Annotated in this window: 22 protein-coding genes; 11 read left to right on the top strand and 11 right to left on the bottom strand. The window is 59.3% G+C overall.

Features of this window, described 5'->3' with window-relative positions:
- Nucleotides 1-19 precede the first annotated feature (19 nt).
- From GTF44_RS13690 to GTF44_RS13665, 6 genes are all read left to right on the top strand, one after another.
- On the top strand, nucleotides 20-1453 hold the full coding sequence (locus tag GTF44_RS13690; protein ID WP_171561757.1) for an aldehyde dehydrogenase family protein: 1434 nt from the start codon (nucleotides 20-22) through the stop codon (nucleotides 1451-1453).
- A gap of 407 nt (nucleotides 1454-1860) precedes the next feature.
- Nucleotides 1861-3894, top strand: coding sequence for an ATP-binding protein (locus GTF44_RS13685; RefSeq protein ID WP_171561760.1), 2034 nt, complete (start codon nucleotides 1861-1863; stop codon nucleotides 3892-3894).
- Nucleotides 3895-4029: 135 nt separating this feature from the next.
- Entirely contained in the window at nucleotides 4030-5715 is a 1686-nt protein-coding gene (locus GTF44_RS13680) for an ATP-binding protein (protein WP_171561763.1), read from the top strand.
- A gap of 41 nt (nucleotides 5716-5756) precedes the next feature.
- Complete coding sequence (locus GTF44_RS13675; protein WP_290151313.1) at nucleotides 5757-6137, top strand: response regulator; 381 nt, start codon at nucleotides 5757-5759, stop codon at nucleotides 6135-6137.
- Nucleotides 6138-6320: 183 nt separating this feature from the next.
- On the top strand, nucleotides 6321-7274 hold the full coding sequence (locus tag GTF44_RS13670) for a PleD family two-component system response regulator (RefSeq protein ID WP_145216588.1): 954 nt from the start codon (nucleotides 6321-6323) through the stop codon (nucleotides 7272-7274).
- 31 nt (nucleotides 7275-7305) lie between these two features.
- Nucleotides 7306-7641 (top strand): Hpt domain-containing protein, encoded by a 336-nt coding sequence (locus tag GTF44_RS13665; RefSeq protein WP_171561765.1) that lies wholly within the window; start codon nucleotides 7306-7308, stop codon nucleotides 7639-7641.
- A gap of 66 nt (nucleotides 7642-7707) precedes the next feature.
- On the opposite strand, the gene GTF44_RS13660 is transcribed toward GTF44_RS13665, so the two are convergent.
- The 11 genes from GTF44_RS13660 to GTF44_RS13610 form a co-directional block, all read right to left on the bottom strand.
- A complete protein-coding gene (locus tag GTF44_RS13660; protein ID WP_253261305.1) occupies nucleotides 7708-8568 on the bottom strand; it encodes a YjjW family glycine radical enzyme activase in 861 nt (286 codons plus the stop codon).
- On the bottom strand, nucleotides 8543-10075 hold the full coding sequence (locus GTF44_RS13655) for a YjjI family glycine radical enzyme (protein ID WP_171561769.1): 1533 nt from the start codon (nucleotides 10073-10075) through the stop codon (nucleotides 8543-8545). The genes GTF44_RS13660 and GTF44_RS13655 overlap by 26 nt, the downstream gene beginning before the upstream one ends.
- 252 nt (nucleotides 10076-10327) lie before the next feature.
- Complete coding sequence (pcaF, locus tag GTF44_RS13650; RefSeq protein ID WP_171561772.1) at nucleotides 10328-11530, bottom strand: 3-oxoadipyl-CoA thiolase; 1203 nt, start codon at nucleotides 11528-11530, stop codon at nucleotides 10328-10330.
- Nucleotides 11527-11934 (bottom strand): RidA family protein, encoded by a 408-nt coding sequence (locus GTF44_RS13645; RefSeq protein WP_171561775.1) that lies wholly within the window; start codon nucleotides 11932-11934, stop codon nucleotides 11527-11529. Before GTF44_RS13645 ends, pcaF begins: the two co-directional genes overlap by 4 nt.
- 2 nt (nucleotides 11935-11936) lie before the next feature.
- Nucleotides 11937-12338 carry a thioesterase family protein gene (locus GTF44_RS13640; RefSeq protein ID WP_171561777.1) on the bottom strand — a complete coding sequence of 134 codons (402 nt, stop codon included), beginning with the start codon at nucleotides 12336-12338 and terminating at the stop codon, nucleotides 11937-11939.
- Nucleotides 12339-12340: 2 nt separating this feature from the next.
- Nucleotides 12341-13972 (bottom strand): AMP-binding protein, encoded by a 1632-nt coding sequence (locus tag GTF44_RS13635; protein ID WP_171561780.1) that lies wholly within the window; start codon nucleotides 13970-13972, stop codon nucleotides 12341-12343.
- A gap of 3 nt (nucleotides 13973-13975) precedes the next feature.
- Complete coding sequence (locus GTF44_RS13630; RefSeq protein WP_171561783.1) at nucleotides 13976-15139, bottom strand: acyl-CoA dehydrogenase family protein; 1164 nt, start codon at nucleotides 15137-15139, stop codon at nucleotides 13976-13978.
- Nucleotides 15139-15942 carry an enoyl-CoA hydratase family protein gene (locus tag GTF44_RS13625; protein WP_171561786.1) on the bottom strand — a complete coding sequence of 268 codons (804 nt, stop codon included), beginning with the start codon at nucleotides 15940-15942 and terminating at the stop codon, nucleotides 15139-15141. The genes GTF44_RS13630 and GTF44_RS13625 overlap by 1 nt, the downstream gene beginning before the upstream one ends.
- Before the next feature lie 5 nt (nucleotides 15943-15947).
- Entirely contained in the window at nucleotides 15948-16415 is a 468-nt protein-coding gene (locus GTF44_RS13620; protein WP_145216560.1) for a MarR family winged helix-turn-helix transcriptional regulator, read from the bottom strand.
- Nucleotides 16412-17167, bottom strand: coding sequence for an SDR family NAD(P)-dependent oxidoreductase (locus tag GTF44_RS13615; RefSeq protein ID WP_171561789.1), 756 nt, complete (start codon nucleotides 17165-17167; stop codon nucleotides 16412-16414). Before GTF44_RS13615 ends, GTF44_RS13620 begins: the two co-directional genes overlap by 4 nt.
- On the bottom strand, nucleotides 17164-19458 hold the full coding sequence (locus tag GTF44_RS13610) for a bifunctional salicylyl-CoA 5-hydroxylase/oxidoreductase (RefSeq protein WP_171561791.1): 2295 nt from the start codon (nucleotides 19456-19458) through the stop codon (nucleotides 17164-17166). The genes GTF44_RS13615 and GTF44_RS13610 overlap by 4 nt, the downstream gene beginning before the upstream one ends.
- A 182-nt stretch (nucleotides 19459-19640) precedes the next feature.
- On the opposite strand from GTF44_RS13610, the gene GTF44_RS13605 reads away from it, so the two are divergent.
- From GTF44_RS13605 to kynU, 5 genes are read left to right on the top strand one after another with little or no spacing between them, the layout of a single operon-like run.
- Nucleotides 19641-20852 (top strand): acyl-CoA dehydrogenase, encoded by a 1212-nt coding sequence (locus GTF44_RS13605; protein WP_171561913.1) that lies wholly within the window; start codon nucleotides 19641-19643, stop codon nucleotides 20850-20852.
- Nucleotides 20849-22807, top strand: a complete 1959-nt coding sequence (locus GTF44_RS13600; protein WP_171561794.1) for a 3-hydroxyacyl-CoA dehydrogenase NAD-binding domain-containing protein — start codon at nucleotides 20849-20851, stop codon at nucleotides 22805-22807. The genes GTF44_RS13605 and GTF44_RS13600 overlap by 4 nt, the downstream gene beginning before the upstream one ends.
- The gene (locus tag GTF44_RS13595; protein WP_171561797.1) at nucleotides 22804-23604 is read left to right on the top strand and encodes an alpha/beta hydrolase; all 801 of its coding nucleotides are present in this window, start codon (nucleotides 22804-22806) and stop codon (nucleotides 23602-23604) included. Before GTF44_RS13600 ends, GTF44_RS13595 begins: the two co-directional genes overlap by 4 nt.
- Before the next feature lie 13 nt (nucleotides 23605-23617).
- Nucleotides 23618-24451: a tryptophan 2,3-dioxygenase gene (locus GTF44_RS13590; RefSeq protein ID WP_171561800.1), complete on the top strand. Its 834-nt coding sequence runs from the start codon at nucleotides 23618-23620 to the stop codon at nucleotides 24449-24451.
- Nucleotides 24452-24454: 3 nt separating this feature from the next.
- On the top strand, nucleotides 24455-25645 hold the full coding sequence (kynU, locus tag GTF44_RS13585) for a kynureninase (protein ID WP_171561802.1): 1191 nt from the start codon (nucleotides 24455-24457) through the stop codon (nucleotides 25643-25645).
- Nucleotides 25646-25690: the final 45 nt, after the last annotated feature.

Here is a 25690-nt window from a genome sequence, read left to right as displayed (position 1 = left end):
AAAGGGAGGCCACAGACAAATGATCAAGCTGAACAGGTTCTATATCGATGGCGCGTGGGTCAAACCGATCTCGGCCACGCCCTTTCCGATCAAGAACCCGGCCAACAACACCCAGATCGGCGAGGTGATGCTGGGATCTGCGGAGGATGTGAATCGCGCCGTCGCAGCAGCACGCCGCGCCTTTGGCAGCTTCTCTAAAACGCCGAAGGATGCTCGCATCACTTTGCTGGAAAAGCTGGCGCAGGTATTTACCGACCGGCTGGAAGAGATGGCCCGGGCGATCACCACAGAAATGGGGGCACCCATCACCATGTCCCGCCAGGTGCAGGCCGCTTGCGGCATTCACCATATCCGAGCCTTCATCGACGCGCTGCAAGAGCAGCCCGAGCGTGAGACCCTACCCAATTCGGACATTCTGACCCGCGAACCCATCGGCGTCTGCGGTCTGATCTGCCCCTGGAACTGGCCGATCAACCAGATCGTGCTCAAAGCCATCCCGGCGCTGGCGACGGGGGCGACCTGCATTCTGAATCCGTCGGAGTATACACCGCTCTCTGCTGCGCTCTTCGCCGAGTTCGTGCATGAGGCGGGCTATCCCGCCGGTGTCTTTAACATGGTCTTCGGCGACGGCCCCACCGTCGGCGCGGCCCTGTCACGGCACCCGGATGTCGATATGATGTCTTTCACAGGCTCGACCCGCGCGGGTGTTCAGGTCTCAAAAGACGCCGCCGATACCGTCAAGCGCGTGACACTGGAACTCGGCGGCAAATCCCCCAATCTGATCTTCGCCGATGCCGATCTTGAGGCCGCCGTTTCCACGTCAGTCGCAGGGTGTTTCTACAATGCCGGTCAGTCCTGCGATGCGCCAACCCGGCTGCTGGTCGAGCGCAGTTGTTATGATCAGGTTCTGGAATTGGTCGCCCGCGCCGGGGCCGCGCAAATCGTGGACGACCCGGCAAAGCCGGGCGACCACATCGGACCGCTCTTTGACGAGATTCAATATGACCGTGTGCAGGCCATGATCCAGGTTGGCATCGAAGAAGGCGCGCGCCTATTGGTTGGCGGTCTTGGAAAGCCCGAGGGGCTGGAAGACGGCTGGTATGCCCGGCCCACGATCTTTGCCGATGTGACCAATGAGATGCGGATCGCGCGCGAGGAAATCTTCGGCCCCGTTCTGGTCATCATCCCCTTCGACAGCGAAGCGGAGGGGATCGCCATTGCGAATGATACCGATTTCGGCCTGGCCGCCTATCTACATACCGGCGATACCAAGCGTGCGGAGCGCGTCGCAGATCAGCTGCGTGCCGGAACCGTGACCATCAACGGGATTGGCGTGAACTACGGTTCCCCTTTTGGCGGGTACAAGCAATCGGGCAACGGTCGCGAGGGCGGCCTGTTTGGGCTAGAGGACTATCAGGAGGTCAAGGTCAGGCCCACTCTCACGCGCATCTGACGACGCCACAACACAATCCGTTCGACGTCGATCATGAGAAACGTATTCCGGTCACAGGGGATCGCTTCGCTCATAGACCAATCAGGTACGCCGGTTCCGCACGTGTGATCATGCCAGCGCAGCCCCCTACGATCCAGATGTACCAGACAGTGGACGTTAGCGGTGAGCACACTACCTCGTTAATGGAACTTACAGTTTCAATTGGGCCTCATGCTCTTCATGCCACTGAAATACATGGGGCAAATGCGCCATACCAAGGCCAGAACCTACCAGCGGTTTGTGACAAACCTCTTTTGTTAACGATTTGTTAACCTCTCTGGACACCATTGATTTCTATGGGTCGTAAGCGCCCAGTTGAAGAGCGGTAACGCGGTGGCCGTCTGGCTTTGAAAAACGTTAGGAAAGCGATGACGCTTTTGAAGCAAATAGGCCCTTATATGCGCTATATCGCGGTGGTTCTGATCGCGCTGGTTTTTGGCGTCGTTCTCGACAGGCAGAATTTGGAACAGTTCCGTGTCGATCAACGGCTGGCATTGCTCGAGGTCAATCACGGATTCCAGTCCGCGCTTGAGCGCGAGATAAACGAGAAGATATTGGTGTCCGAGGGCGCCATGGCCGCATTCGCCGCGCAACCCGATATGTCGGCGGCGGAATTCGCACGAGTGGTCGGCCAGCTGGTGAGAAATACCGATGATGTGATCAACGTGGCCGCCGCCCCGGATCTGGTCATTGAATATGTCTACCCATTCGCTCCGAACCAAGCGGCTCTTGGCCTGGATATCAGTCAGCGACCAGACCTGATGGGTGCCGTTCAGCGGGCCATTGACACCGGGGAGACGGTGATCGACGGGCCTGTTGATCTTGTCCAAGGCGGGCGGGGCTTTCTCACACGCTCCGCTGTCAACGCCTACGAATCAGGCGATGCATATTTCTCAAGCGATGCGGCGGATCGCTTTTGGGGCGTCGTATCGCTGGTTATTGATGCCGACGGCCTCTTTAGATCCGCAGGACTCACCAATGATGGTGCCGGTTTCGCCTATGTCGTTCAAGCGGCGGACGGTAGCATCCTAAATGGGATGGAGAGTGTTCTATTCCTCGACCCAGTTTCAACGTCTGTCGTCGCCCCAGGCATCAATTGGACTCTATCCATGGCTCCGGAAAACGGCTGGGTCACGACTCCGCCAAACCGCGTTCAGCTCTGGGCGACGATTTTGGCATTGTGTTTCGCCTCGCTCATCTTGATGAGGGTGTTCAGGTGGGCCTTTGACAAAAAGGATGCGGCGGAAACGCAGCTCTCCGAAGCGATTGCAGCCCTTGATGATGGGTTCGCCCTCTACGATTCCTCCGATCGCTTGGTGATGTGCAATCAGAAATACAAAGACCTTTACTCTTTGTCTGCCGAACGGATGGTTCCCGGGACCCGTTTCGAAGATATTATTAGGTACGGCGTCGAGACAGGGCAGTACCCGCAAGCGGAAGGTCAGGAGGAAGACTGGATCCGCGAACGCGTAGAGGCCCACCGCAACCCCGGCGAGGTTATGGAGCAGCATCTGGCTGATGGACGCTGGCTGAGGATTGTTGAACGCAAAACGCCATCGGGCAGCGTGGTTGGCTTCCGGGTCGACATTACAGAGCTTAAGGAGGCTCTTGCCGAGTCCGAAGCCGCAAATGCCGCAAAGAACGAGTTTTTGAACACTGTCAGTCATGAGTTGCGGACGCCACTCACCGTTGTTTTGGGGTACAATGCTTTCCTGCGAAACCCGGACTCTTTGCCGAGCTTCAAGAAGACCGTTCAAAACCTCCAAAGCGACAATGTCGCGGGTGCCATGGAGCACATCAAGCAGTTCAAGGGCGATATCGAAAAGTTCTCACAGCATATCGAGGTTTCCGGAAAACACCTGAAAGGGTTAATTACAAGCATTCTGGACCTGGCCGCGATCGAAGAAGGCACCCTTCAAGTAACGGTTGAAACTGTTGAACTTGATCCAATTGTCAGAGAGGTCGTGCAACAATTCCAGTCTACGGCGAAGGAAAAGAAGATCGAGTTTAAGATCGATAGCCAAGCGAAAGAAATTGTAGCTGATCCCGAAAGACTAAGCCAGATTCTTCGAAACCTGATTGGGAATGCTATTAAGTTCACCGATGAGGGCCAGATAACGGTCCGGACGAGATCCGCCCCAGGCCGAGCTTGGATCGAAGTCGAAGACACCGGATGCGGCATTCCTCAGGCAGACCTGAAGCATGTCTTTGAACGCTTTGGACAACTTGATGCCTCAAACAGCCGCCGACATGGCGGCGTGGGGCTTGGGTTGCCAATCGCGAAGCACCTGGCAGAGATGCAAGGTGGTACCATCAGCGTTGCCAGTACCGAAGACAAGGGAAGCGTATTTCGTGTAGAACTTGCAGCCCCTATCAGGACCCGAGGTGCTGCAGCACATTGACCACAATTGCCCGACAATTGCCTTTTACCATTGCTATTATGTCTTATTTAGGCCCGATTGTTGCGCAAGTTTTCAACAAAGAAAGTGCCCGCACTAGAATTGTTGCACGAGTGGTTGAAGTACCGAGGCAGACCTATGAAACGGATACGAAAAATCTCCCTATTTGCTCTGGTTTTGAGCAACACAGCGATCTCGCTGGGGCTGACGATGTTGTTCTATAGCTGGGTGCCGGCCATCACCGCGTCGGGCTCGGAACGTTTCATGCTGTTGTTCGTTGTCACCTCCGCTCTGGTTGCGTTGATCACTGTTGTAAGCATCGCCTACGCAAAGTCGACTGATCCAGACTATAACTGGGCATTTTCAGGTGCTTACGATGAGGCCATTGACCTGCGGGAGCAGGCGCTCAACAAACATACAATCGTGAGCGTCGCCCATGCCGATGGCCGAATCAAAGAGATCAACGAAAACTTCGAGAAGACTTTCGGCTATGATGCGAGAGAAGTCATCGGCAAGCTTCCGTCGATGCTCTATGGAGAGTTTAAAGACGAGGCCAGCTTTCGCGAGGTCTTCGAGGTCGTCTCCAAAGGCGGCGCCTGGCAGGGTGAACAGTGCCTAATTACAAAGGACAGACGGATCGTTCGGGTCCACACGACGATCATTCCACGTTTCGACAAATCAGGCACGCATACCGATAGCATTTCGATCCGCACGGATCTGACACATGCTCGCGCCGAAGCGGCCAGCGAAGGGCGTAATGCGGTGATCGAGGGCCTTCCCGACGGCGTCATTGTTTATGACCCCGAGACCTTTGAAATCATCTATGTGAACAAAAATGGTCGAAAGCGCCTTGGATGGTCGACAGGAGAGATCGAAGGTAAGCATATGTTCGACACCTTCACTAAGTTCGACAAAGGTCTCTTCGAACGGTATCTGGCCCCCCTGCTGAACGGCGACGCAAAAGAAGTCACGATTGAAGTTGTCCATGATCAGGGGCCAATCGAGATACTGACCCATATCGATGCTGGACCCGATGGCAAACCGACACTCATTTCGGTGGTGCGCGACATTACGGAACGTAAGCAATCGGAACGTTTGAAATTGAACTCGGTCTCAATGGTCAGCCACGAATTGCGGACGCCCCTAACATCCATCAAAGGTGCGCTGCGTCTGATTGAGTCCGGTGCGTTAGGGGAGCTCGGCCCTGAGATCGCCCGTATGATTTCTGTCGCCCATCGCAATAGCGACCGCCTTCTCGAGATCGTTAACGACATCTTGGTTTTGGAAAAGCTCGACTCCGGCGAAATGGACTTCTCTCAATCCACGCTCGACCTGCGCGATTTGCTCCGCGAAGCCGCCGAAGCCAACGCTGGCTATGGTGAAGAATGTCAGGTCCATTTCGTTGTCAACGACTGGGGCAGCGCGGCTGAAGTACACGGCGACTCAGCACGCCTCATGCAGGTGATGTCGAACCTAATGTCGAACGCGGCCAAGTTCTCCCCCGCTGGCGCTGACGTTAATCTCTATATTCAAGACTGCGCCGGGGCTTGGCGGGTCTGCGTTGAAGATCATGGGCCTGGTATCCCCGAGTCGGCGCACAAGACGCTGTTCGACAGCTTCTTCCAGGTCGAAGATGTGCAAGAACAGTCCCGCCCCGGTACTGGCCTTGGCCTGACCATTAGCAAGAAAATCATCCAGCGCCATGGCGGGCGAATCGCGTTTGAAACAGAGCTGGGGAAAGGCAGCATCTTCTACTTCGAACTGGCCAAGCACAGTGCCTCGCAAGAAGATGTAGACGACGCCCCCAGATCCGCAGTCGCTTAAACGACGCCCCACAAAGAACGTTCCAACCGGAGAAGATACAAGTGTCTGATTTAACAACGATTCTACATGTTGATGACGATGAAGACATCCTTGAGATCGCCCGGATGGCGCTTGAGATGGTCGACAGCTTCACCTTGCATCAATGCAACTCCGGCCCTGACGCACTCGAAAAAATCGAGGGCGTTGCCCCGCAATTGTTGCTGCTAGATGTGATGATGCCCGGAATGACCGGGCCCGATCTGTGGGCGAAGGTAAAGGCCTTGCCCGGCTACGCCGAGACTCCAACAATCTTCATGACCGCAAAGGCCGAAGATTCGCTGTCGCAAGAATTGTTGGAAACCGGTGCTTTAGCTGTGATCACAAAACCATTCGACCCGATGACCCTTGGCGCGCAGATCCGCGCGGCCTGGGCCAAGCTCTGAACAACTCAAGCGGTCGCTATAAGTCTGACCGCCATTGAGGCTAGGTTTGGTGCCAAAAATTCCTCGATCTGTGAACAGTCACGCCCAATTTATGCCATTGTCTCCCGCTAATTATAGTTAGCAACACAAGACCCCCGCGCACTATGCCGCCCGGCATCCCGCGCACGAGATCAGAGGCAAAACATGAAAATCCTGGCAGTTGATGATGATCCAGAGTTCCTGGTCCTCTTCGAAGATGCGTTGTCCAATATGGGCTACTCCAACGTCACCTTCGCTGAGTCTGGCGCGGAGGCGCTCGATCTGATCTCCAAAGCACAGATCCCATTTGACTGCTTCATCCTGGATATCCAAATGCCTGGTATGGATGGGATTGAGCTCTGTGAAGCCATTCGGTCGATGCCGGAGTATGACAAAGCTCCCATCGTCATGAACACGATCATGTCTGACCGGGCGCATATCGATCGCGCCTTCGCAGCCGGGGCGACGGATTATCTGACCAAGCCAATCGACGAGATCGAAATCAACACGCGTTTGGGCGTCTTGCATACCTTGGTGCGAGAGCGCATTCGGACGCAGCATGCCATAAACCATGGCGGCGCGGATGTGTTCGCGAAACCGTCCTACCGGTTCGCAGATCAGATCCCGATGCAGCGCGTGGCCGGGACGATCGAGTATCTCGCGATGGAGAACTACTTGAAAACGCTTGGCGTGTTCCGCGCGCTCTCGACCAAAGCGGTCGGTTTTCATGTGATCAATGGCCAGCAGCTGTTTGATGAAGCAGGTGCCTCGATCTTCAGTGAAGTGATGATCGATGTCGCAACCTGCATCTCGGATTGCCTCAAGACCCATAGCCGCATGATCAGCTATGCCGGGAAGGGTGATTTCGTCTGCTTGCTCTCCCGAGTCGAAGCGGTTGATTCCTTCCAACTGGGTGAGGAACTGCGGATGAGCATTGCGGAGTTCGGTCACATCTATGATGAGCTGAATATCCATCTTCCTATGGTGACGGTCGGCCCCGCTGTTGGGTGCAAAGCCTTGCACATGGCATCGCCCACCCGCATTCTAGATGAAGCCATCCTGAATGCGCGCTCGGCCGCGCGGCATTTCACGGGTTTTGCGGAAAGCCTGGCACGGTAATGACACCAACATTGGCCAAGGTAGATCGCTCATGAGCGCGACAACCAAAGCTGCCGTGGCGGTGCTGGACAGTGTTCGTGAACGCTTTCTCGACCGCCTCGGCGACCGGTGCCTTGAGATCGAAACACTGATGTTGGCGGTCGATGAACGCGGTCCCGAGCCACGTCTTATCAAAGAAATCGCGATGCGGGCGCATAAGACCGCCGGCATCGCACCAACCCTTGGCTTCAAAGAGTTGGGTGATCTTGCCCTCAAGGTTGAAACGCTCCTAGGGAAACCGATCAACGCGGAAGGTTGGTCGGCGTGCCGTCCCATGGTCGAAGAGCTTCTGGATCAGATCGAGGCCGTCTTAGACGAAGCGATGTGAGACCCAAGAGTCCGCTTCTGCACGAAAAAGATGCGATCACGCCCCGGGTTGAAACGCATATATCCGTTAAAGTGCCGGCAACGAGACAGGCCCCAAACCTGAACGCGTGAGCATATCTGCCGTCGCTTCAAGATCGGCCCGCGGCATCATCGGCCATTCGGTCGCTTCACCTCGGACGCCATGGGTCCGAAACCCATTTAAGCGAATGGGAACTGTCCCGCCCAAGCTTTGGACAAACGCGACGAGACGCGCGATTTCTGCGGCGCTATCCGTTTTCCCCGGCACCATCAAAAAACGCAGTTCATGCAATTTCCCCGCCGCATGGACCAACCTCGCGCTGGCCAGAGATCGGTCATTGCTGCGTCCGGTCAGCGTCAGATGCAGCTTGGGGTCAAACGCCTTGATATCGAGCAACACCCCATCGGTCAGCGGCAACAGCATCTGCCATCCTGCCGCGCCAAGATGACCGTTGCTGTCCACAAGACGGGTCAGATGCGCCAGCTCAGGATCATCTTGCATGGCCGCAAAAAGCGCCAGAATAAATGGTAATTGCAGCGTCGCCTCGCCGCCCGATAGCGTGATGCCAGACAGAAAGCTCTGATGCTCACGCAGCAGCTTCAGAATGTCCTCGACGCTATAAAGCTGGGCCATCGGATTGGCGCTGATCGGGCACGCATCCAAACAGGCATCGCAGTGGGTGCAGATACCCGGATCAAACTGTACCTTCCCATCCACCAGGCTCAACGCACCGGGTTCACATGCGGGAATACAGTCACCGCAATGATCACACTGACCGATCGTGTATGGGTTGTGACACGCTGCACAGGCATAGTTGCAGCCCTGCATGAACAAGACCATGCGATTGCCCGGCCCGTCGACGCAAGACCAGGTGAGGATGTTGCTAATCCGCGCCTGCAAGGAGCTCATTGGCCACCACCCTCGGCTTGCGCTTCAAAATGTCGGTCTGGTCGGCGGCCTCCGCCCCCAAGGCGGTGGTGTTGGTGCGTGAACCTTTGGCATCATTGAACGCGGCCAGATCCGAGAGCCGGATCATATACCCCGTCACACGCACAAGGTCATTGCCGCCGACATTGGCGGTAAACTCCCTGAACCCATTGGCAAAAGCGCCCTTGCACAGGTCCAAAACGGCCGCCGGGTTAGCCTTTACCGTTTCATCCATGGTCAGAATCTCACTGATCCCGGAGGGATAATACTGGTGATGCGGCGCTAGGGCCCGCACATGGGTCACCGGATCGGGCTCGGCACCATAGGGAATGCGTACACCCGGCGTGAAGCCAGTATCGGTCGATAGGCCTGCCTGCGCATGCAGCATGGCGCGCCCGCGCCAGACATGCGCCATCGGTCGCGCCGCAACAAGCTCGGCCAGTCGGGCGGAAATCTTGTGCCCCAGTTCATTCGCGGCCGCATCCATCCCATACCGGCCATCCGCTCCAGCTTTCTCCTGCAACAAGTTGACCGCCTCGGCCATGGCGAAGACACCAAACATCGCGGTGAAGCGGTCGGGGTCAATCCACCCTTCGGTCACCAAGAAGCTGTCGAAAAAGCCAGACTGGTTGAACAGATAGTCGACCCGCGCCTCCGTTAGGCGGAAATTGAGATCAACATAGTGCGGCAAGACCACCGTCAGGAAATCGTCAGCGTCGCGCGATTGTTCCGCCACCTTGGCCAGATTGACCCGCGTCAGTGTTGAGGCACCTCCACCAATGGGCAGCGCGTTATAGCAACTGACAATTCCATAGCCATCGTCATCGAAGACCGCCTGATGCAACGGATGATTGGCGATATGAGGTTTCGAACAGATCGTGATATTCGCAATCGCTTGCTCAAGGATCGCATCACTGCTGACGTCGGGGTCATAGCGAAAGGTCAGGTTCGGCGCGATCTGCTGCAACTCAGCATCGAGCCGCAGAATGGTTCGCGCCACCCGGTTGTCACTTGGCCCGATATTGGCGTGCAAAAATGCATCGGGCAGCACCCGGTCGATATAGCGCCAAAACAGCTTGATCTGTTGATAGAGCGCCGCGTCGGAGACGCCGTCGCAGAATGGCAAAAGCAGATCGTCAAGCTGACCGATATAAACCGGCATGCCCGTAACCGACGGCACATGGTGATAGGCGATCATCAGGCAATGGATCGCCTCATCCAAACTCTGCGGCGCGGGCAGTTCAAGCCACGCACTGCCCTGTTTCAGAACCACGGAATAGTCCGGCAGCACATAGCGCGGCTTGTAGGGGGCATGGCCTTCATACATGTCGCAGATCACCCGAGCATCCAGGGCCGCCCGCGTCTCCGCGTCGATCTCTGGATAGGCCAGGGCATTTTCCGCCTCAAGCGACAGGGCGCGGGCCTTCTGCGCGGCACTCAATGTGGGATCGTTCACGATACGGCGGGCGGCGGATGACTCACATGTCACGTTTGAAATCCTCTGCTTTCGACGGCCTCGTCCGGGCAGATACCATCAGTTCCGGTCGGAAACCTGGATGCTGATGAAGATCATATCCCCATTGGTTGATTATGAAACAATTATCGGGGGCATATAAATGGGATAAAACCACGCAGCCGGGTGCTGCGAGGCAAATCTCTGCCGCGGGCAACCATTGAGCGCAAGTTCAACGGTGCCAACACAGCTTGGGGATAATCGTGCAAGCGCCGAGCGGTTGGCGCACTAAGCGACGGACCGCAAAGACAAAACCGCCCCCTGCCCGACGCCAACACACATGGTACAAAGCGCAGTCCCCTGCCCCTTATGCGTCAGCTCCACCGCAGCGGTTCCCACCAAACGCGCGCCGGTCATGCCCAGGGGGTGCCCCAACGCAATCGCGCCGCCATTCGGGTTGATATGCGCCGCCATCGGGTCAAGGCCAAGCTCACGACAAACGGCAACCGCCTGCGCGGCGAAGGCCTCGTTCAATTCGATCACGTCGAAATCGGCCACATCCTGCCCGGTCATGGCGCAGAGTTTCTGAACCGCGGGCACCGGCCCGATGCCCATCACCCGCGGCTCCACACCGGCGGCCGCCGCACCGGTGACCTCCGCCATGGGCGTCAGGCCCAATTTGTCCACCATCTCTTCCGATGCGATCAGCAACGCCGCCGCGCCATCATTGACGCCGGACGCATTGCCCGCCGTCACGGTGCCTGCCTCCCGGAACGGGGTCGGTAGGGCCGCAAGCTTCTCCATCGGGCTTAGACGCGGATGCTCATCCCGTTCGACGGATACCGGATCACCCCGGCGCTGCGGAATCGTGACCGGCACGATCTCTTCTGCAAGACGCCCGCTCTCCTGCGCCTGTGCGGCGCGGGTCTGGCTGGAAAACGCGACCGTGTCTTGGTCTTCCCGTGACACACCGTAATCGGCGGCCACGTTTTCGGCGGTCTCTGGCATGCTATCGATGCCGTATTGCTTCTCGATCAATTTGTTCACGAAGCGCCAGCCGATGGTCGTGTCATAAACTGCATTGGCGCGCGAAAATCCGGCTTCTGCCTTGGGCATGACGAAGGGCGCGCGGCTCATGCTTTCAACACCGCCCGCGATGATCAGCCCCGCCTCGCCGCATTTGATCGCGCGATAGGCGGCGGTCACGGCGTCCAAACCGGACGCACAAAGCCGGTTGACCGTATGCGCCGGCACCGTGATCGGCAGGCCCGACAGGAGCACCGCCATCCGTGCCACATTGCGGTTGTCTTCCCCGGCCTGGTTCGCGCAGCCCAGGATCACTTCATCCAGATGCTCAACCAAGGCCGGTGTCCGTTCGACCAGATTGCGGATCGGGATCGCCACCAGATCGTCCGGCCGGACAGAGGCCAGGGCCCCGCCATAACGGCCAATCGGCGTGCGGCGATAATCACAAACAAAAACCCGGTTCATAGATCTGCCCCTGCTATCACTGCGGTGGCCTCGATCTCGACCAGCGCCTTATCCTCAATCAACCCTGCCACGACCACCATGGTCATCGCCGGGAAATGCCGCCCGAGAACCCGACGATACACCTCGCCAACCTCCCGCTGCTGCGCAAGATAGGCTTTCTTATCCGTCACATACCAGGTCAATCGGGTGATATCTGTTACCGCCCCGTCTGCGGCCTCGACAATGGCCACGATATTGCGCAACGCCTGTTCCATCTGACCGATGAAATCATGGTGCTCAAACACTTGCGCGCCATTCCAACCGATCTGCCCGCCAACATAAAGCGTGCCGTCCTGGGCCAAGACCCCGTTGGCATAGCCCTTCGCAGGTGCCCAGCCCTCCGGTTGAATAATCTGATGCGCCATGATCAGCGTCCTTCCATCTCTCGCATAAGCGATGCTTTCAAATCTGTGGGCCAAGGCACCGGCCGGCCGTCGCTGCCCACATGCACCAAGACGGCGCTGGCTTCAAACCGGGTCTCTGCCTCGGTTCGCGCGATGAAGTCGATGCCAAGGCTGCTCCGTCCGACCCGCGTCACGCCCAGATCAATCGCCAACTGATCGCCATGTCGGCTTGGTGCGGTGAACTCTGCCTCAATCTGCGCCGTCGGCACCGCCCCGCTCTGATGGAGGGTTTCAAACGGATGTCCGATCTCGTCAAAGAACGCTTCGACGCAATCGTTCATCATTTCGAAATAGCGCGGATAAAACACGATCCCGGCTGGATCGCAGTGTTTGAACAGCACCTTCTGACGCATGGTGAACCCCATGCTTACCCGGCCTCCGGTGTCGTTGACCGCAAGCGAAAGCGTTGAATCTTGCCGGTTTCCGTTTTCGGCAAGGCCTCGGTGAACACAATCGAGCGCGGGTATTTGAACGGCGCAATGGTGGCTTTGACATGATCTTGCAGGTCGCGCACCAAAGGCGCGCCCGGCTGGGCGCACGGAGACAGCACCACATGCGCCTCGACGATCGCGCCCCGTTCGGCATCCGGCACACCGATCACGGCGCATTCCGCCACCGCCTCATGCGACAGAAGCGCGGCCTCCACCTCTGGCCCGGCGATATTGTAGCCCGCCGATAGGATCATATCGTCATTCCGGGCGGCGAAATGGAAATAGCCATCTGCATCCATCGTGAATGCGTCACCCGAAATGTTCCATCCATCCTGCACATATACCGTTTGCTTCGCGCCGCCCAAATACCGGCATCCCGTCGGCCCACGCACCGCCAAACGCCCGGTTTCGCCCGGTGGCACTTCCGCTCCGTCTGGCCCAATCACCTTTGCCTCATATCCCGCAACCGGTTTGCCGGTGCAGGCGGCGCGGTGATCATTAAAGCGGTTGGTGATGAAGATATGCAGCATCTCGGTCGCGCCGATCCCGTCCAGCATCGGCTTGCCCGTCTTTTCCATCCATTCGTCATAAACCGGGCCGGGCAAGGTCTCACCCGCCGAAACCGCCGCGCGGAGTGATGAAAGGTCGGCGCCTTCCTCCATCGCTTTCATCATCGCGCGATAGGCCGTCGGCGCGGTGAAACAGACCGTCGCGCGGTATTTCTGAATGATTTCAACCATATTCGGTGGAGATGCATTTTCCAGAAGCGTCGCCGCTGCACCAAAGCGGAGCGGGAAAATCGCCAACCCGCCCAGGCCGAAGGTGAAGGCCAAAGGCGGCGAGCCGATGAACACATCCGTCTCGGTAACACCCAAAACCTCGCGCGCGTAGCCATCGGCGATGATCAACAGATCGCGATGGAAATGCATTGTGGCCTTTGGGGTGCCGGTGGAGCCAGAAGTGAACCCAAGCAGCGCCACATCGTCCTGCGCCGTCGCAACCGCCTCAAACTGCACGGGTTTCTCCAACGCCAAGCGGTCCAATTCGGCATCATGGTTCGACGTGCCATCAAAGCCCACAACCGTTTTCAGAAACGCGCTGTCCTTGGCGCAGGCCGTCATCTCATCCATCAGCCGCGTGTCACAAAGCGCGAAGGTGATCTCCGCCAGATCAACATATTTCGTAAGCTCGCCAGCCCGCAGCATCGGCATGGAGTTGATCACCACCGCCCCCGCCTTGGTCGCGGCCAACCAACACGCGACCATCGCCGGGTTATTGGCCGAACGGATCAGAACGCGATTGCCCGGCTTAATTCCCAAATCATCGACCAGGGCATGCGCCAGCCGGTTGGTCCAATCGGTCAATTCCTTGTAGGTGCGCCGCCGCCCATTGCCGATCAGCGCTGTGTGATCCCCAAATCCCTTTCCGACCATTGCATCGGTCAACTCTACCGCTGCATTCAGTCGATCCGGATAGTCAAACCCGTCCAACAGAAGGTCTGGCCAGGTCTCGGCAGGCGGCAGGTTATCGCGTGTAAATGTGTCGGTATGGGCCGAAGGTCTCAACATGGCCTACCCTCCCAAATGCGCATCCAGCGCTTGCCGGGCAATGATCACCCGCTGCACATCCGACGCGCCTTCATAGATGCGTAACGCTCTGATTTCACGGTAGAGTTTCTCGACAGTCTCGCCAGACTTCACCCCCGCGCCACCGAAAAGCTGCACGGCTTTGTCAATCACCTGTTGCGCTTGATCCGTGGCGAAAAGCTTCGCCATCGCCGCCTCTCGTGTGATGCGCGGCGCGCCACTGTCCTTGGTCCAAGCCGCGCGGTAGATCAGCAGCGCCGCCGCATCCACATCAAGCGCCATATCCGCGATATGGCCTTGCACCATCTGCAAATCGAAAAGCGGCGCGCCTTGCACCTCGCGAGTCGTCACCCGCGACAGGGCTTCATCCAGCGCCCGGCGGGCAAAGCCCAGAGCGGCGGCGGCCACGGTGGGGCGGAACACATCCAAGACCGACATGGCGATTTTGAACCCCGCGCCGCTTTCGCCGATCATCGCGCTGGCCGGGATGCGGCACTCGGCGAAATCAAGCGTGGCCAACGGGTGCGGCGCGATGGTGTCGAGCCGTTCCGCAATGGCCAAGCCCGGCGTGTCCGCAGACACGATGAAGGCCGACAACCCTCGCGCGCCGGGCCCGTCACCTGTCCGAGCAAAGACCGTATACAGATCGGCGATGCCGCCATTGCTGATCCAGGTCTTCTGACCGGTCAGCACATAATCTGCGCCATCCCGCGTGGCAGTCATGGTTGAATTGGCCACGTCAGATCCCGATTGCGGCTCCGTCAGCGCAAAGGCGGAGATCGCCTGCCCCGCCCGCACCTTGGGAAGCCAATCGGCCTTCTGCGCATCCGTTCCAAACAACGAGATTGCACCCGTGCCCAAGCCTTGCATCGCAAAGGCAAAATCGGCCAGCCCATCATGGCGCGCCAGCGTCTCTCGGATCAGGCAGAGCGTCCGCACATCAAGCGGCGCGTTGCTCCCCGGCTCAACCGTCGCATGAGACAGCCAGCCGCCCGCACCGAGTTCCGCAACCAGCGCGCGGCAGGCCGCATCAGTTTTGCTATGGTCGATCTTGGCGACGGCATCACCAGCCCAAGCGTCCAGAGCGTCAGCCAAATCGCGATGATGCGGCTCGAAAAACGGCCAATCCAGGAAACTTCGATCCGCCATCAATCGCCCTCAAACACTGGTTTTTCCTTCGCAACGAAGGCGGTGTAGGCCCGCTCGAAATCCTGGGTCTGCATGCAAATTGCCTGCGCCTGCGCTTCCGCTTCGATGGCCTGTTCAATCGACATCGACCATTCCTGCGCCAGCATGGTTTTGGTCATCATATGTGCGAAATTCGGACCTGCCGCGATGCGGCTGGCCATGTCACGCGCCGCATCCTTCAGCTGATCGGCAGGCACGACTCTATTGTAAAACCCCCAAGCCGCGCCTTCGTCGGCGGACATTGCGCGCCCGGTATAGAGCAATTCCGCCGCCCGCCCCTGCCCGATGATCCGCGGCAGGATGGCGCAAGCCCCCATATCGGCACCGGCAAGGCCCACACGGGTGAACAAAAACGCGGTTTTCGCCTCGGGCGTGGCGATCCGCAGGTCTGACGCCATGGCGATAATCGCGCCTGCGCCCGCACAAATCCCATCCACGGCCGCGATAATCGGCTTGCCGCAATTCACCATTGCCTTGACCAGATCGCCTGTCATGCGCGTGAAGGCCAGAAGCTCTTTCATCGTCATCCGGGTCAGCGGCCCGATAATGTCATGCACGTCGCCGCCGGAGGAGAAATTCCCGCCATTGGGCGCAAAGATCACGACATCCACGTCATCGGCATAGGGCAAGTCCCGGAACCAATCCCGTAGCTCCGCGTAACTGTCGAAAGTCAGAGGGTTTTTCCGCTCGGGCCGGTCGAGCGAGATCGTGGCGATACGATCAGCAATGTGACAACGGAAATGGGTGGTGTCGCTCCGCGCCATCGGCGTCACTCCTCAACCTGATCTGAAATGCGGGTCAGGGCTTGGCCCAACTCAGCGGCCAGCGCCGGATCGATCTCGGCCAGAAGCTGATCGACCCAAGCCTCATGCGCCTCCGCCTGGCGTGCAAACTCTTCGATGCCTTTCTTGGTCAATCTCGCCCGCGCGGCCCGCCGATCGCCTGGGACCTGTTCGCGGAGCGCGAACCCCTCTTCGGTCAGCCGGTCCACGATGCCCGTCACATTGCCGTTGGAGACCATCAGGAACCGCGACAACTCGCTCATTTTCAGCCCCTTAGGGTGGCGATGCAGCGCCGCCATCACATCGAAGCGCGGCAGAGTCGATGCAAACTCCAGGCGCAGCTTTTCACGCAGCTCCGCCTCGACCACGCGGGTCGATTTTAAGAGGCGCAACCAAAGGCGCAGGCGCTCCTTGCTGGCCGGTTCGCGCGATTGGATCAACGGATCAGTCGTCATATTTCCCCTCCAGACAGGCTCAGCGCATGCCCATTCACCGAACGCGCGGCCTCGCTGCACAGCCACAGAACGGCCTCTGCCACCTCGCTCGTTTGAATAAATCGATCTTGCGGATTGGATCGGCGGAGTGATTTGGCTGCCTGTTCCGCGGTCATCCCGGTTTTTTCGGTGATATTGGCAATCGATCGCTCCAAAAGCGGCGTCTCAATGAAGCCAGGGCAAACTGCGTTGACCGTTATCCCGGTGGCGGCCAGTTCCAGCGCCAAAGCCCGGGTCAGGCCGATTACGCCATGTTTTGCGGCACAATATCCCGCCACATAGGGGTAGCCTTTGAGCCCCGCCGTGGACGCAACGGCGATCATCCGGCCCCAGCCTTGCGTTTTCATATCCGGCAGAGCCGCATGCCACAGGTTGAACACCCCGCCCAGATTGACCGACAAATCAGAAGCGAGATTATCCGCTGTCATTTTGGCAAACGGCACGCCTTCGGCCGCGCCTGCATTGGCGACCGCGATATCGATCGGCCCCTGCTCTGCCGCGGCTTGGCGCAGCGTCGCGTCGACCGCTGCCCGGTCGGTGACATCGCATATCAGTGCCAGCCCGCCGATTTGATCAGCAACCGCTTGAAGCGGCTCAGATCGGCGCCCGAGGATTGTCACCTCGCCACCGGCCTGAGCCGCACGGGTAGCAATTTCAGCCCCAACGCCGCTGCCCCCGCCGGTGATCACGATATGACGACCCGCAAGGCTCATGCGCGGATCGCCTCGGCATCCCTGTCGGCCAAGCGCCAGGTCTGATCGCGGCCCGCTTCGTAAGGTTTTGGCCAGACCGCATGTCGATCGCCGATACGGGCGGCCTCATGGAAGGTCCAATAGGGATCGGCCAAATGCGGGCGGCCCACGGCAATCAAATCCGCGCGCCCCGCCATCAGGATCGAATTGGCATGATCCGCCTCATAGATATTGCCGACCGCCATGGTGTGGATAGCGGCCTCGTTGCGGATGCGGTCCGAAAACGGGGTTTGGAACATCCGACCATAAACCGGTTTGGCATCGGTCGTAGTCTGCCCGGCGGACACGTCGATGATGTCGGCCCCGGCCATCTTGAACATCTTCGCAATCGCAACCGCCTCTTCCGGGGTCACGCCCTCATCGCCCATCCAGTCATTGGCCGAAATCCGCACCGACATTGGTTTGCGCTCTGGCCAAACCGCTCGCATCGCCTGGAACACCTCCAGCGGATAGCGCATCCGATTTTCCAGGCTGCCGCCATATACATCGGTCCGAGTATTCGAGACCGGCGAAATGAAAGACGAGATCAGATAGCCATGCGCCGCGTGTAGCTCGATCATGTCGAAGCCCGCCCGCTCCGCCATCTGAGCCGCAGCTACAAACTGATTGCGCACCGCATCCATATCCGCGCGGGTCATCTCGCGCGGCACGGCATTCTCTGCCGACCAAGGGATCGCCGATGCCGAAATCAGCGCCCAATTGCCAGAGGCAAGGGGCGTGTCCATCCCCTCCCAACCGATATTGGTGGAGCCTTTGCGGCCCGAATGTCCAATCTGACAGCAGATTTTTGCCTCTGTCTCACCATGGACAAAATCGATCAGTCGTGCCCAGGCCGCCTCATGCTCGGGCGCATAAAGCCCCGGGCAGCCCGGCGTGATGCGACCCGTCTCGGACACGCACGTCATCTCTGTATAGATCAGCCCCGCGCCGCCCTTGGCCCGCTCGCCGTAATGGATCAGATGCCAATCAGTGGGGCAACCATCGACCGCCTTATACTGCGCCATGGGGGATACCACGACGCGGTTCTCAAGCGTCATATCGCGCAGCTTGAAAGGCGCGAACATCGGCGGGCGTACAGGGGCGTTCGATGGCGCGCCGGCCTGATCCTGAAACCACTTCTCCGCCGAGAGCAGCCAATCCGGGTCCCGCAGACGCAAGTTCTCATGGGAAATCCGCTGCGATCGGGTGAGCAGCGAATAATTAAACTGCACCGGGTCCATATGGAGGTAGCGCTCAACCTGCTCGAACCATTCAAGCGAATTACGGGCTGCCGATTGCAGCCGAAGCACATCCAGGCGACGCTCATCCTGATAACGCTCAAAGGCGCGTTCCAGGCTCGGCTCGGTGTGCAAAAACTCCGCCAATGCAATCGCACTGTCGAAAGCCAGCCGTGAGCCCGAACCAATCGAGAAATGCGCCGTCGCCGAGGCATCGCCCAAAAGCACCACGTTCTCATGGTGCCATTTCTCGCAAAGCACACGTGGGAAATTCATAAACACCGCCGAGCCGCGCAGATGATCGGCATTCGACATCAGCTTGTGGCCATCCAAATGCGCCGCAAACAGCGTTTCGCAGGTTTCGATGATCTCGGCCTTCGACATCGCCTCAAAACCAAGCTTGTCCCAAGTCTCCTGCTGGCATTCGACAATCACCGTCGCGGTGTCGTCGTCGAATTGATAGGCATGGACCCACACCCAGCCATGCTCGGTCTTTTCGAAAATGAAGGTGAAGGCGTCATCGAATTTCTGACGTGTGCCGAGCCAGATGAACTTGCACTCCCGCACATCCACTTCGGGCTTAAAATGCTCGGCCCAGGCGGTCCGAACCGCGCTGTTGATCCCGTCACAGGCGACCACGAGATCATACGCACTGGTGTAGTCTTCGACCGGCCCGATGGGCGTCTCGAACTGCAAGTTAACTCCCAAAGCGCGTGCGCGTTCTTGTAGAAGGAGGAGCATCTTCTTGCGCCCAATCCCGGCGAACCCATGCCCGCCCGACACCGTGCGATGACCGTCATGGACGACGGCGATATCATCCCAATAAGCGAAGTTCTCGCGGATGGCCGCGGCCGAGATCGGATCATTCTCGGTCATATTTCCCAGCGCGTCATCGGACAGAACGACGCCCCAGCCAAAGGTGTCATCCGCCTTGTTTCGCTCGAGAACTGTGACCTCATGGGCCGGATTTCGGAGCTTCATCGAAATCGCAAAATACAAACCGGCAGGGCCACCCCCTAGGCAAACGACGCGCATCGTGATCTCCCTAACCCGAACAGAGCCGAATCCGGCCATGTCATCTTTCGAAACACCTTACGCGGGTTGCCAGGTATTTCAAGTATGAACCTTTATGCTTGAAATTAATCCGCCCAAGGCGTACCAATCCAGAGCCCATGGCTCACATCTGTAGCGAGGAAACGATGCCCGAAGATCACGCAATGGACAGCGCCGCCAAACTTGCCGCCTCGAAATTGTCTCCGATGAACTGGGAAGACCCCTTCCTGATCGAGAGCCAGCTCAGCGAAGAAGAGCGGATGATTTCAGACGCCGCCCGCGCCTATTGCCAGGACAAACTGGCCGCCCGCGTGGTCGAAGCGAACCGGCACGAAGTTTTTCACCGCGAGATCATGACCGAAATGGGCGCGCTTGGGCTTCTCGGCTCGACCATCCCCGAAGAATACGGCGGCGTGGGCGCGAATTACGTCTCTTACGGGTTGGTCGCCCGCGAAGTGGAACGGATCGATAGCGGCTATCGCTCGGCCATGTCGGTGCAATCCTCGCTCGTGATGCATCCGATCTTTGCTTATGGTTCTGAGGCACAGCGGCAGAAATATCTGCCGAAACTGGCCACCGGTGAATGGGTCGGCTGTTTTGGCCTGACGGAGCCCGATCACGGCTCCGATCCCGGTGGCATGTTGACCCGCGCCAAGCCGGTCGATGGCGGCTATCTGGTCTCCGGTGCCAAAAACTGGATCACCAACTCGCCGATTGCCGATGTGTTCGTGATCTGGGCGAAATCGGATGCGCATGACGGCAAGATCCGCGGCTTCGTGCTCGAAAAGGGCATGAAAGGCCTGGTGGCACCGAAAATCGAAGGCAAATTCAGCCTCCGCGCCTCGATCACCGGGATGATCCAGATGGATGAGGTATTTGTCCCCGAAGAGAACCTTTTGCCGAATATCAGCGGCTTGGCGGGTCCCTTTGGCTGTCTCAACCGCGCACGTTATGGGATTTCCTGGGGCGCCATGGGCGCGGCGGAAGCCTGCTGGCACGCCGCGCGCAGCTATACGATGGAGCGCAAACAGTTCGGCAAACCGCTGGCCGCGACGCAGCTGATCCAGAAGAAGCTCGCCGATATGCAGACCGAAATTTCGCTTGGCCTTCTGGGCGCGCTGCGTCTCGGTCGGATGCTGGACGATCATACCGCGCCTGCGGAACTGATCAGCCTGATGAAGCGCAACAATTGCGGCAAGGCGCTCGATATCGCCCGTGTCGCCCGCGACATGCATGGCGGCAATGGCGTCAGCGACGAATACGGCGTGATCCGTCATGTGATGAACCTGGAAGCCGTCAACACCTATGAGGGCACCCACGATATTCACGCGCTGATCCTGGGCCGGGCGCAAACCGGGTTGCAGGCCTTTCAATGAGCGTCACAGTTGAAGTTGACGGCGGGATCGCGACAGTCACCCTGTCGAACCCGCCGGTCAACGCGTTGAGCCATGCGATCCGTCAAGGGCTGGCCGATGCCATTCGTGCGACAGAGGCCAATCCAGAGGTCCGCGCCAGCGTTCTCATCGGCGCGGGCAGCAGCTTCATCGCGGGTGCGGATATTCGCGAGTTTGGTCAACCGATGCAGGACCCGGACCTGCCAAGCGTCGTTCGGATGCTTGATGCGGTTACGAAACCCTGGGTCGCGGCGATCCAGGGCGTCGCCTTGGGCGGCGGGCTTGAGGTCGCGCTTGGGTGCAGCCATCGGGTGGCCACCGCCACGGCAAAACTGGGCCTGCCGGAAGTTCATTTGGGCATCATCCCCGGCGCGGGTGGCACGGTTTTCTTGCCCCGTGTTGTGCCCGCAAACCATGCGCTTGAGATGATTTCGAGCGGTAAGCCGATCTCGGGCGCAAGAGCCGCAGAACTCGGCCTGGTCGACAAGGTGGCGGCGGGCGACATCCTCGAGGCCGCGCGGGCGCTGGCCGCTGAAGCGGCAGACGGGGTCATGCCAACGCCTTTGATGCAGCGCGCGGCAGAGCCGCCGGAAGACATCGCCGCCTATGAGGCGCTGAAAACCCGCATCCGGACCAAAGCAAGAGGGCAGCTTTCGCCCGTCGCCACGATCGACGCCGTGGATCGGTCTTTAGACCTGGACGCAGAGGCCGCTTTCGACGCCGAACGCGCAGCCTTCATCGACCTGAGGGACACCACTCAATCCACCGCGCTCCGCCATATCTTCTTCGCCGAGCGCAGCGCCTCGAAAATCGCGCGCGCCAAGGGCGCGACGCCGCGCCCGCTCGCCCAAATCGGGGTCATCGGCGGTGGCACGATGGGCGCAGGCATTGCGGTGTCTTGTCTCACCGCTGGCCTCTCAGTCACGATGATCGAGCGCGATGAGGCGGCGCTTCAGGCGGGCCTCACGCGGGTCCGCGATACGCTCGCCAGCAGTGCCAAGCGCGGGCTGCTCTCACCCGCGGCACGAACCAAAGCTGAAGCGGGTTTGAGCGGCAGCATTGATTATGCTGCCTTGGCCGAGGTGGATCTGGTGATCGAAGCCGTCTTCGAAGACATGGAGGTGAAAAAACAGGTCTTCGCCGAACTGGATCGGGTGACCAAACCCGAGGCGATCCTGGCCTCCAACACTTCCTATCTCGATATCAACGAGATCGGCGCCAGCACCAAAGACCCCTCGCGTGTCTTCGGTCTGCATTTCTTCTCCCCCGCCCATATCATGAAACTGCTCGAGTTGATCGTGACCGAGGCCGCCGCGCCGGATGTGCTGGCCACCGGGCTGGCCCTCGGCAAACGGCTCAAAAAGGTGACCGTGCCCTCTGGCGTCTGCGACGGGTTCATCGGCAATCGGGTCATGTCAGCCTATCGGCGCGAGGCGGACTACATGTTGGAGGACGGTGCCCTGCCCCAGGATGTGGACGCCGCGATGGTGGCCTTTGGCTTCCCCATGGGCGTGTTCCAGATGGCCGATCTGGCCGGGCTGGATATCGGATGGGCGACGCGCAAACGCAAAGCGCCGACCCGGGACCCCAATGAACGCTATGTCGAGATCGCGGATCGGCTCTGCGAACAGGGCCGGTTTGGGCGCAAGACCGGCAAAGGCTGGTATGATTACAGCGACGACAAAAACGGTCGCCCCGACCCCGAGGTCACGGCCTTGATCGAAGCGGAATCGGCCCGGCGCGGCATCACGCGCGTGCCAATGTCGCGCGAAGACATCATGGCGCGCATCCTTGAGATGATGCAGGCCGAGGGTGAGAAAATCCTTGCCGAAAGCATCGCTGAAAGCCCTGAGGCGATCGATGTGGTGATGGTCAATGGCTACGGCTTCCCGCGCTGGCGTGGCGGGCCGATGTTCATGAAGGGCAACGCCGAATGATCGATTGGACCGACGCGTTTGATAATTCCAGCTATGTGCCTGGCAGTGATCAATTGGCAGCGCGTTGGTCCAGCGCCGCGGCTCATTTTCGGGAAACAACGCGGGCCGAGCTCGACCTGGCCTATGGCGACGGCCCGCGCAATCGCGTGGACCTGTTCCTGCCCAATGGCGCGCCGCGCGGCCTGATCGTCTTCATCCATGGCGGCTATTGGCACATGCTGGAAAAGGCGTATTTCTCGCATCTGGCCGCCGGGCCGCTGGCCAAAGGCTGGGCCGTGGCGCTACCCAGCTACACCCTCGCCCCCGAAGCCCGGATTTCGCAGATCACAGCAGAGATCGGAGCGGCGATCACTACCGCCGCGCAAAGCGTCGCTGGCCCAATCCGCATCATCGGCCATTCGGCGGGCGGGCATCTGACCGCGCGGGTGCTGTGTCAAAACGGGCCGCTCGCGTCAGATATCCTCACCCGGCTGGAAAAGATCGTGTCGGTCAGCGGCATCCATGACCTCCGACCGCTGTTGCTGACCAAAATGAACGAAACCTTGCATCTGGACGCCGAAGAGGCCGAGGCTGAAAGCCCCGCCCTCCAGGCTCCCTATCCCGGCATCCCGGCCTGTTTCTGGGTCGGCGCCGCCGAGCGCCCCGAATTGCTCCGTCAGACCCGGCTGATCGGCGAGGCTTGGCAAGGCAAGGGCAGCGCTATCACGGAGGTTTATGAGGCGGGCAAGAACCATTTCTCGGTCATCGAAACCCTAGCCGAGGCCGAGAGCCCGCTGGTGCAAGAGCTGACCCGCTGAGAGGGAGGAGATCATGAGCCAGGGATATGACCCGAGCCAAGACGGCGCGAAGATGTCGTTCAAAACCGATATGAGCTATGGCGATTATCTGAAGATCGACCAGGTTCTGGACGCGCAAACACCTCTTTCCACCGCCCATGACGAGATGTTGTTCATCATCCAGCATCAGACCTCTGAACTCTGGATGAAGCTTGTCCTGCACGAGATCGCCGCCGCCCGAGACGTGATGATATCCGGCAATTTCGAACCTGCGTTCAAGATGTTGACCCGCGTTGCGCGCATCTTCGATCAACTGAATTCGGCCTGGGATGTGCTGCGCACTATGACGCCGAGCGACTACACGACCTTCCGCGAGGCGCTTGGCAACTCCTCCGGCTTTCAATCGCATCAATACCGGCTGATCGAATATGCGCTTGGCAATCGGAACAAAGCGCTGATGAAGGTCCATGAACATCGGCCCGAATTGCACCAAATGCTGACCGATGAACTGGCCAAGCCGACGCTCTACCATGTCGCGCTAAATGCGCTTTCGGAGCGGACGGGCATCCCATTCGATCCGTCGGTGTTCCGCATGGAGGCCCCGCATCAACATGATGATGAGATCGCCCAGGCCTGGACGCTGATTTATCAGGACCCGGCCCAACACTGGACCCTCTATGAGTTGGCCGAGAAGCTGGTGGACCTTGAGGACTATTTCCGCCGCTGGCGCTTCAACCATGTCACCACGGTCGAACGTGTCATCGGGTTCAAACGCGGCACCGGCGGTACGAGTGGCGTGAAATACCTCCGCAAAATGCTGGAGGTGGAGCTTTTCCCCGAACTATGGAATCTGCGCGGAGGCCTTTGAACGATGGCGACCCTTCCCCGAAAACAGCTCTTCGACCTGCCCGAAGGCGTGATTTATCTTGATGGCAATTCGCTTGGGCCTTTACCGAAATCCGTTGCCGCGCGCGTGGGCGAGGTGGTGACCGAGGAATGGGGCGCACAGCTGATCCGTGGCTGGAACGATGCGAAATGGATGGAGCAACCGGCCCGCGTGGGTGATCAGGTGGCCCGGCTGATCGGCGCGCCTGCGGGCAGTGTGGTGATGGGCGACACACTTTCTATCAAAGTCTATCAGGCGCTGGCCTCGGCGCTTGAGATGCGGCCTGACCGCAAGGTCGTGCTCTCCGATAGCGGCAATTTCCCCACCGATCTTTACATGGCGCAAGGGTTGCTGACCTCGCTGAACCAGGGTCACGAGTTGAAGATCGTGGCGCCGGAAAAGGTCGCGGGCGCGATTGATGACCGCGTCGCCGCCGTAATGTTGACCGAGGTCGATTATCGCACCGGGCGATTGCACGATATGAAAGCGATCACCGACGCTGCGCATGCACATGGCGCGGTGATGATCTGGGATCTGGCGCATTCGGCGGGCGCGATCCCGGTCGATCTGGCGGCATCGAACTGCGAGTTCGCCGTTGGCTGCACCTATAAATACCTTAATGGTGGCCCCGGCGCGCCCGCGTTCATCTATGTCCGCCCAGACATCATGGCGCAGGTCCGCCCGGCCCTTTCCGGCTGGCTCGGCCATGACGCGCCCTTCGCCTTCGATCTCGACTATCGCCCGGCTGGCAATATCGAACGGATGCGCGTCGGCACCCCGCCCGTGCTCCAGACCTCGGCGCTGGAAGAGGCCCTGAAGGTTTGGGAGGGCCTGACGATGGCCGAGGTGCGGGCCGCCTCGATCCAGCTGTCGGAAAAGTTCATCCAAGAGGTCGAAGCCCGCTGCCCCGATCTGACCCTGGCCAGCCCGCGCGATCCAGAGGCGCGCGGCAGCCAGGTGTCGTTCGCGTTTGAGCATGGCTATGCCGCGATGCAAGCCCTGGTGGCGCGCGGCGTGATCGGAGATTTCCGGGCACCAGATATCATGCGCTTTGGGTTCACGCCGCTTTATCTCGACGACACCGACATCGTGGCGGCGGCGGAGATTCTACAAGACATCATGGAGCACCGTCTTTGGGATGACCCGGCTTATAAGGTCGCAAACCGGGTGACCTGATCGCCCCCTTTCGGACGACAGCGCCACGGATCGGGCTGCACACCC

The organism is Roseobacter sp. HKCCD6576-2, assembly GCF_013179285.1.
Classification (GTDB): Bacteria; Pseudomonadota; Alphaproteobacteria; order Rhodobacterales; family Rhodobacteraceae; genus Rhodophyticola; species Rhodophyticola oceani.
Note: the sequence above shows the minus strand (reverse complement) of the source record. Positions and strands in the feature narration are given on the sequence as shown.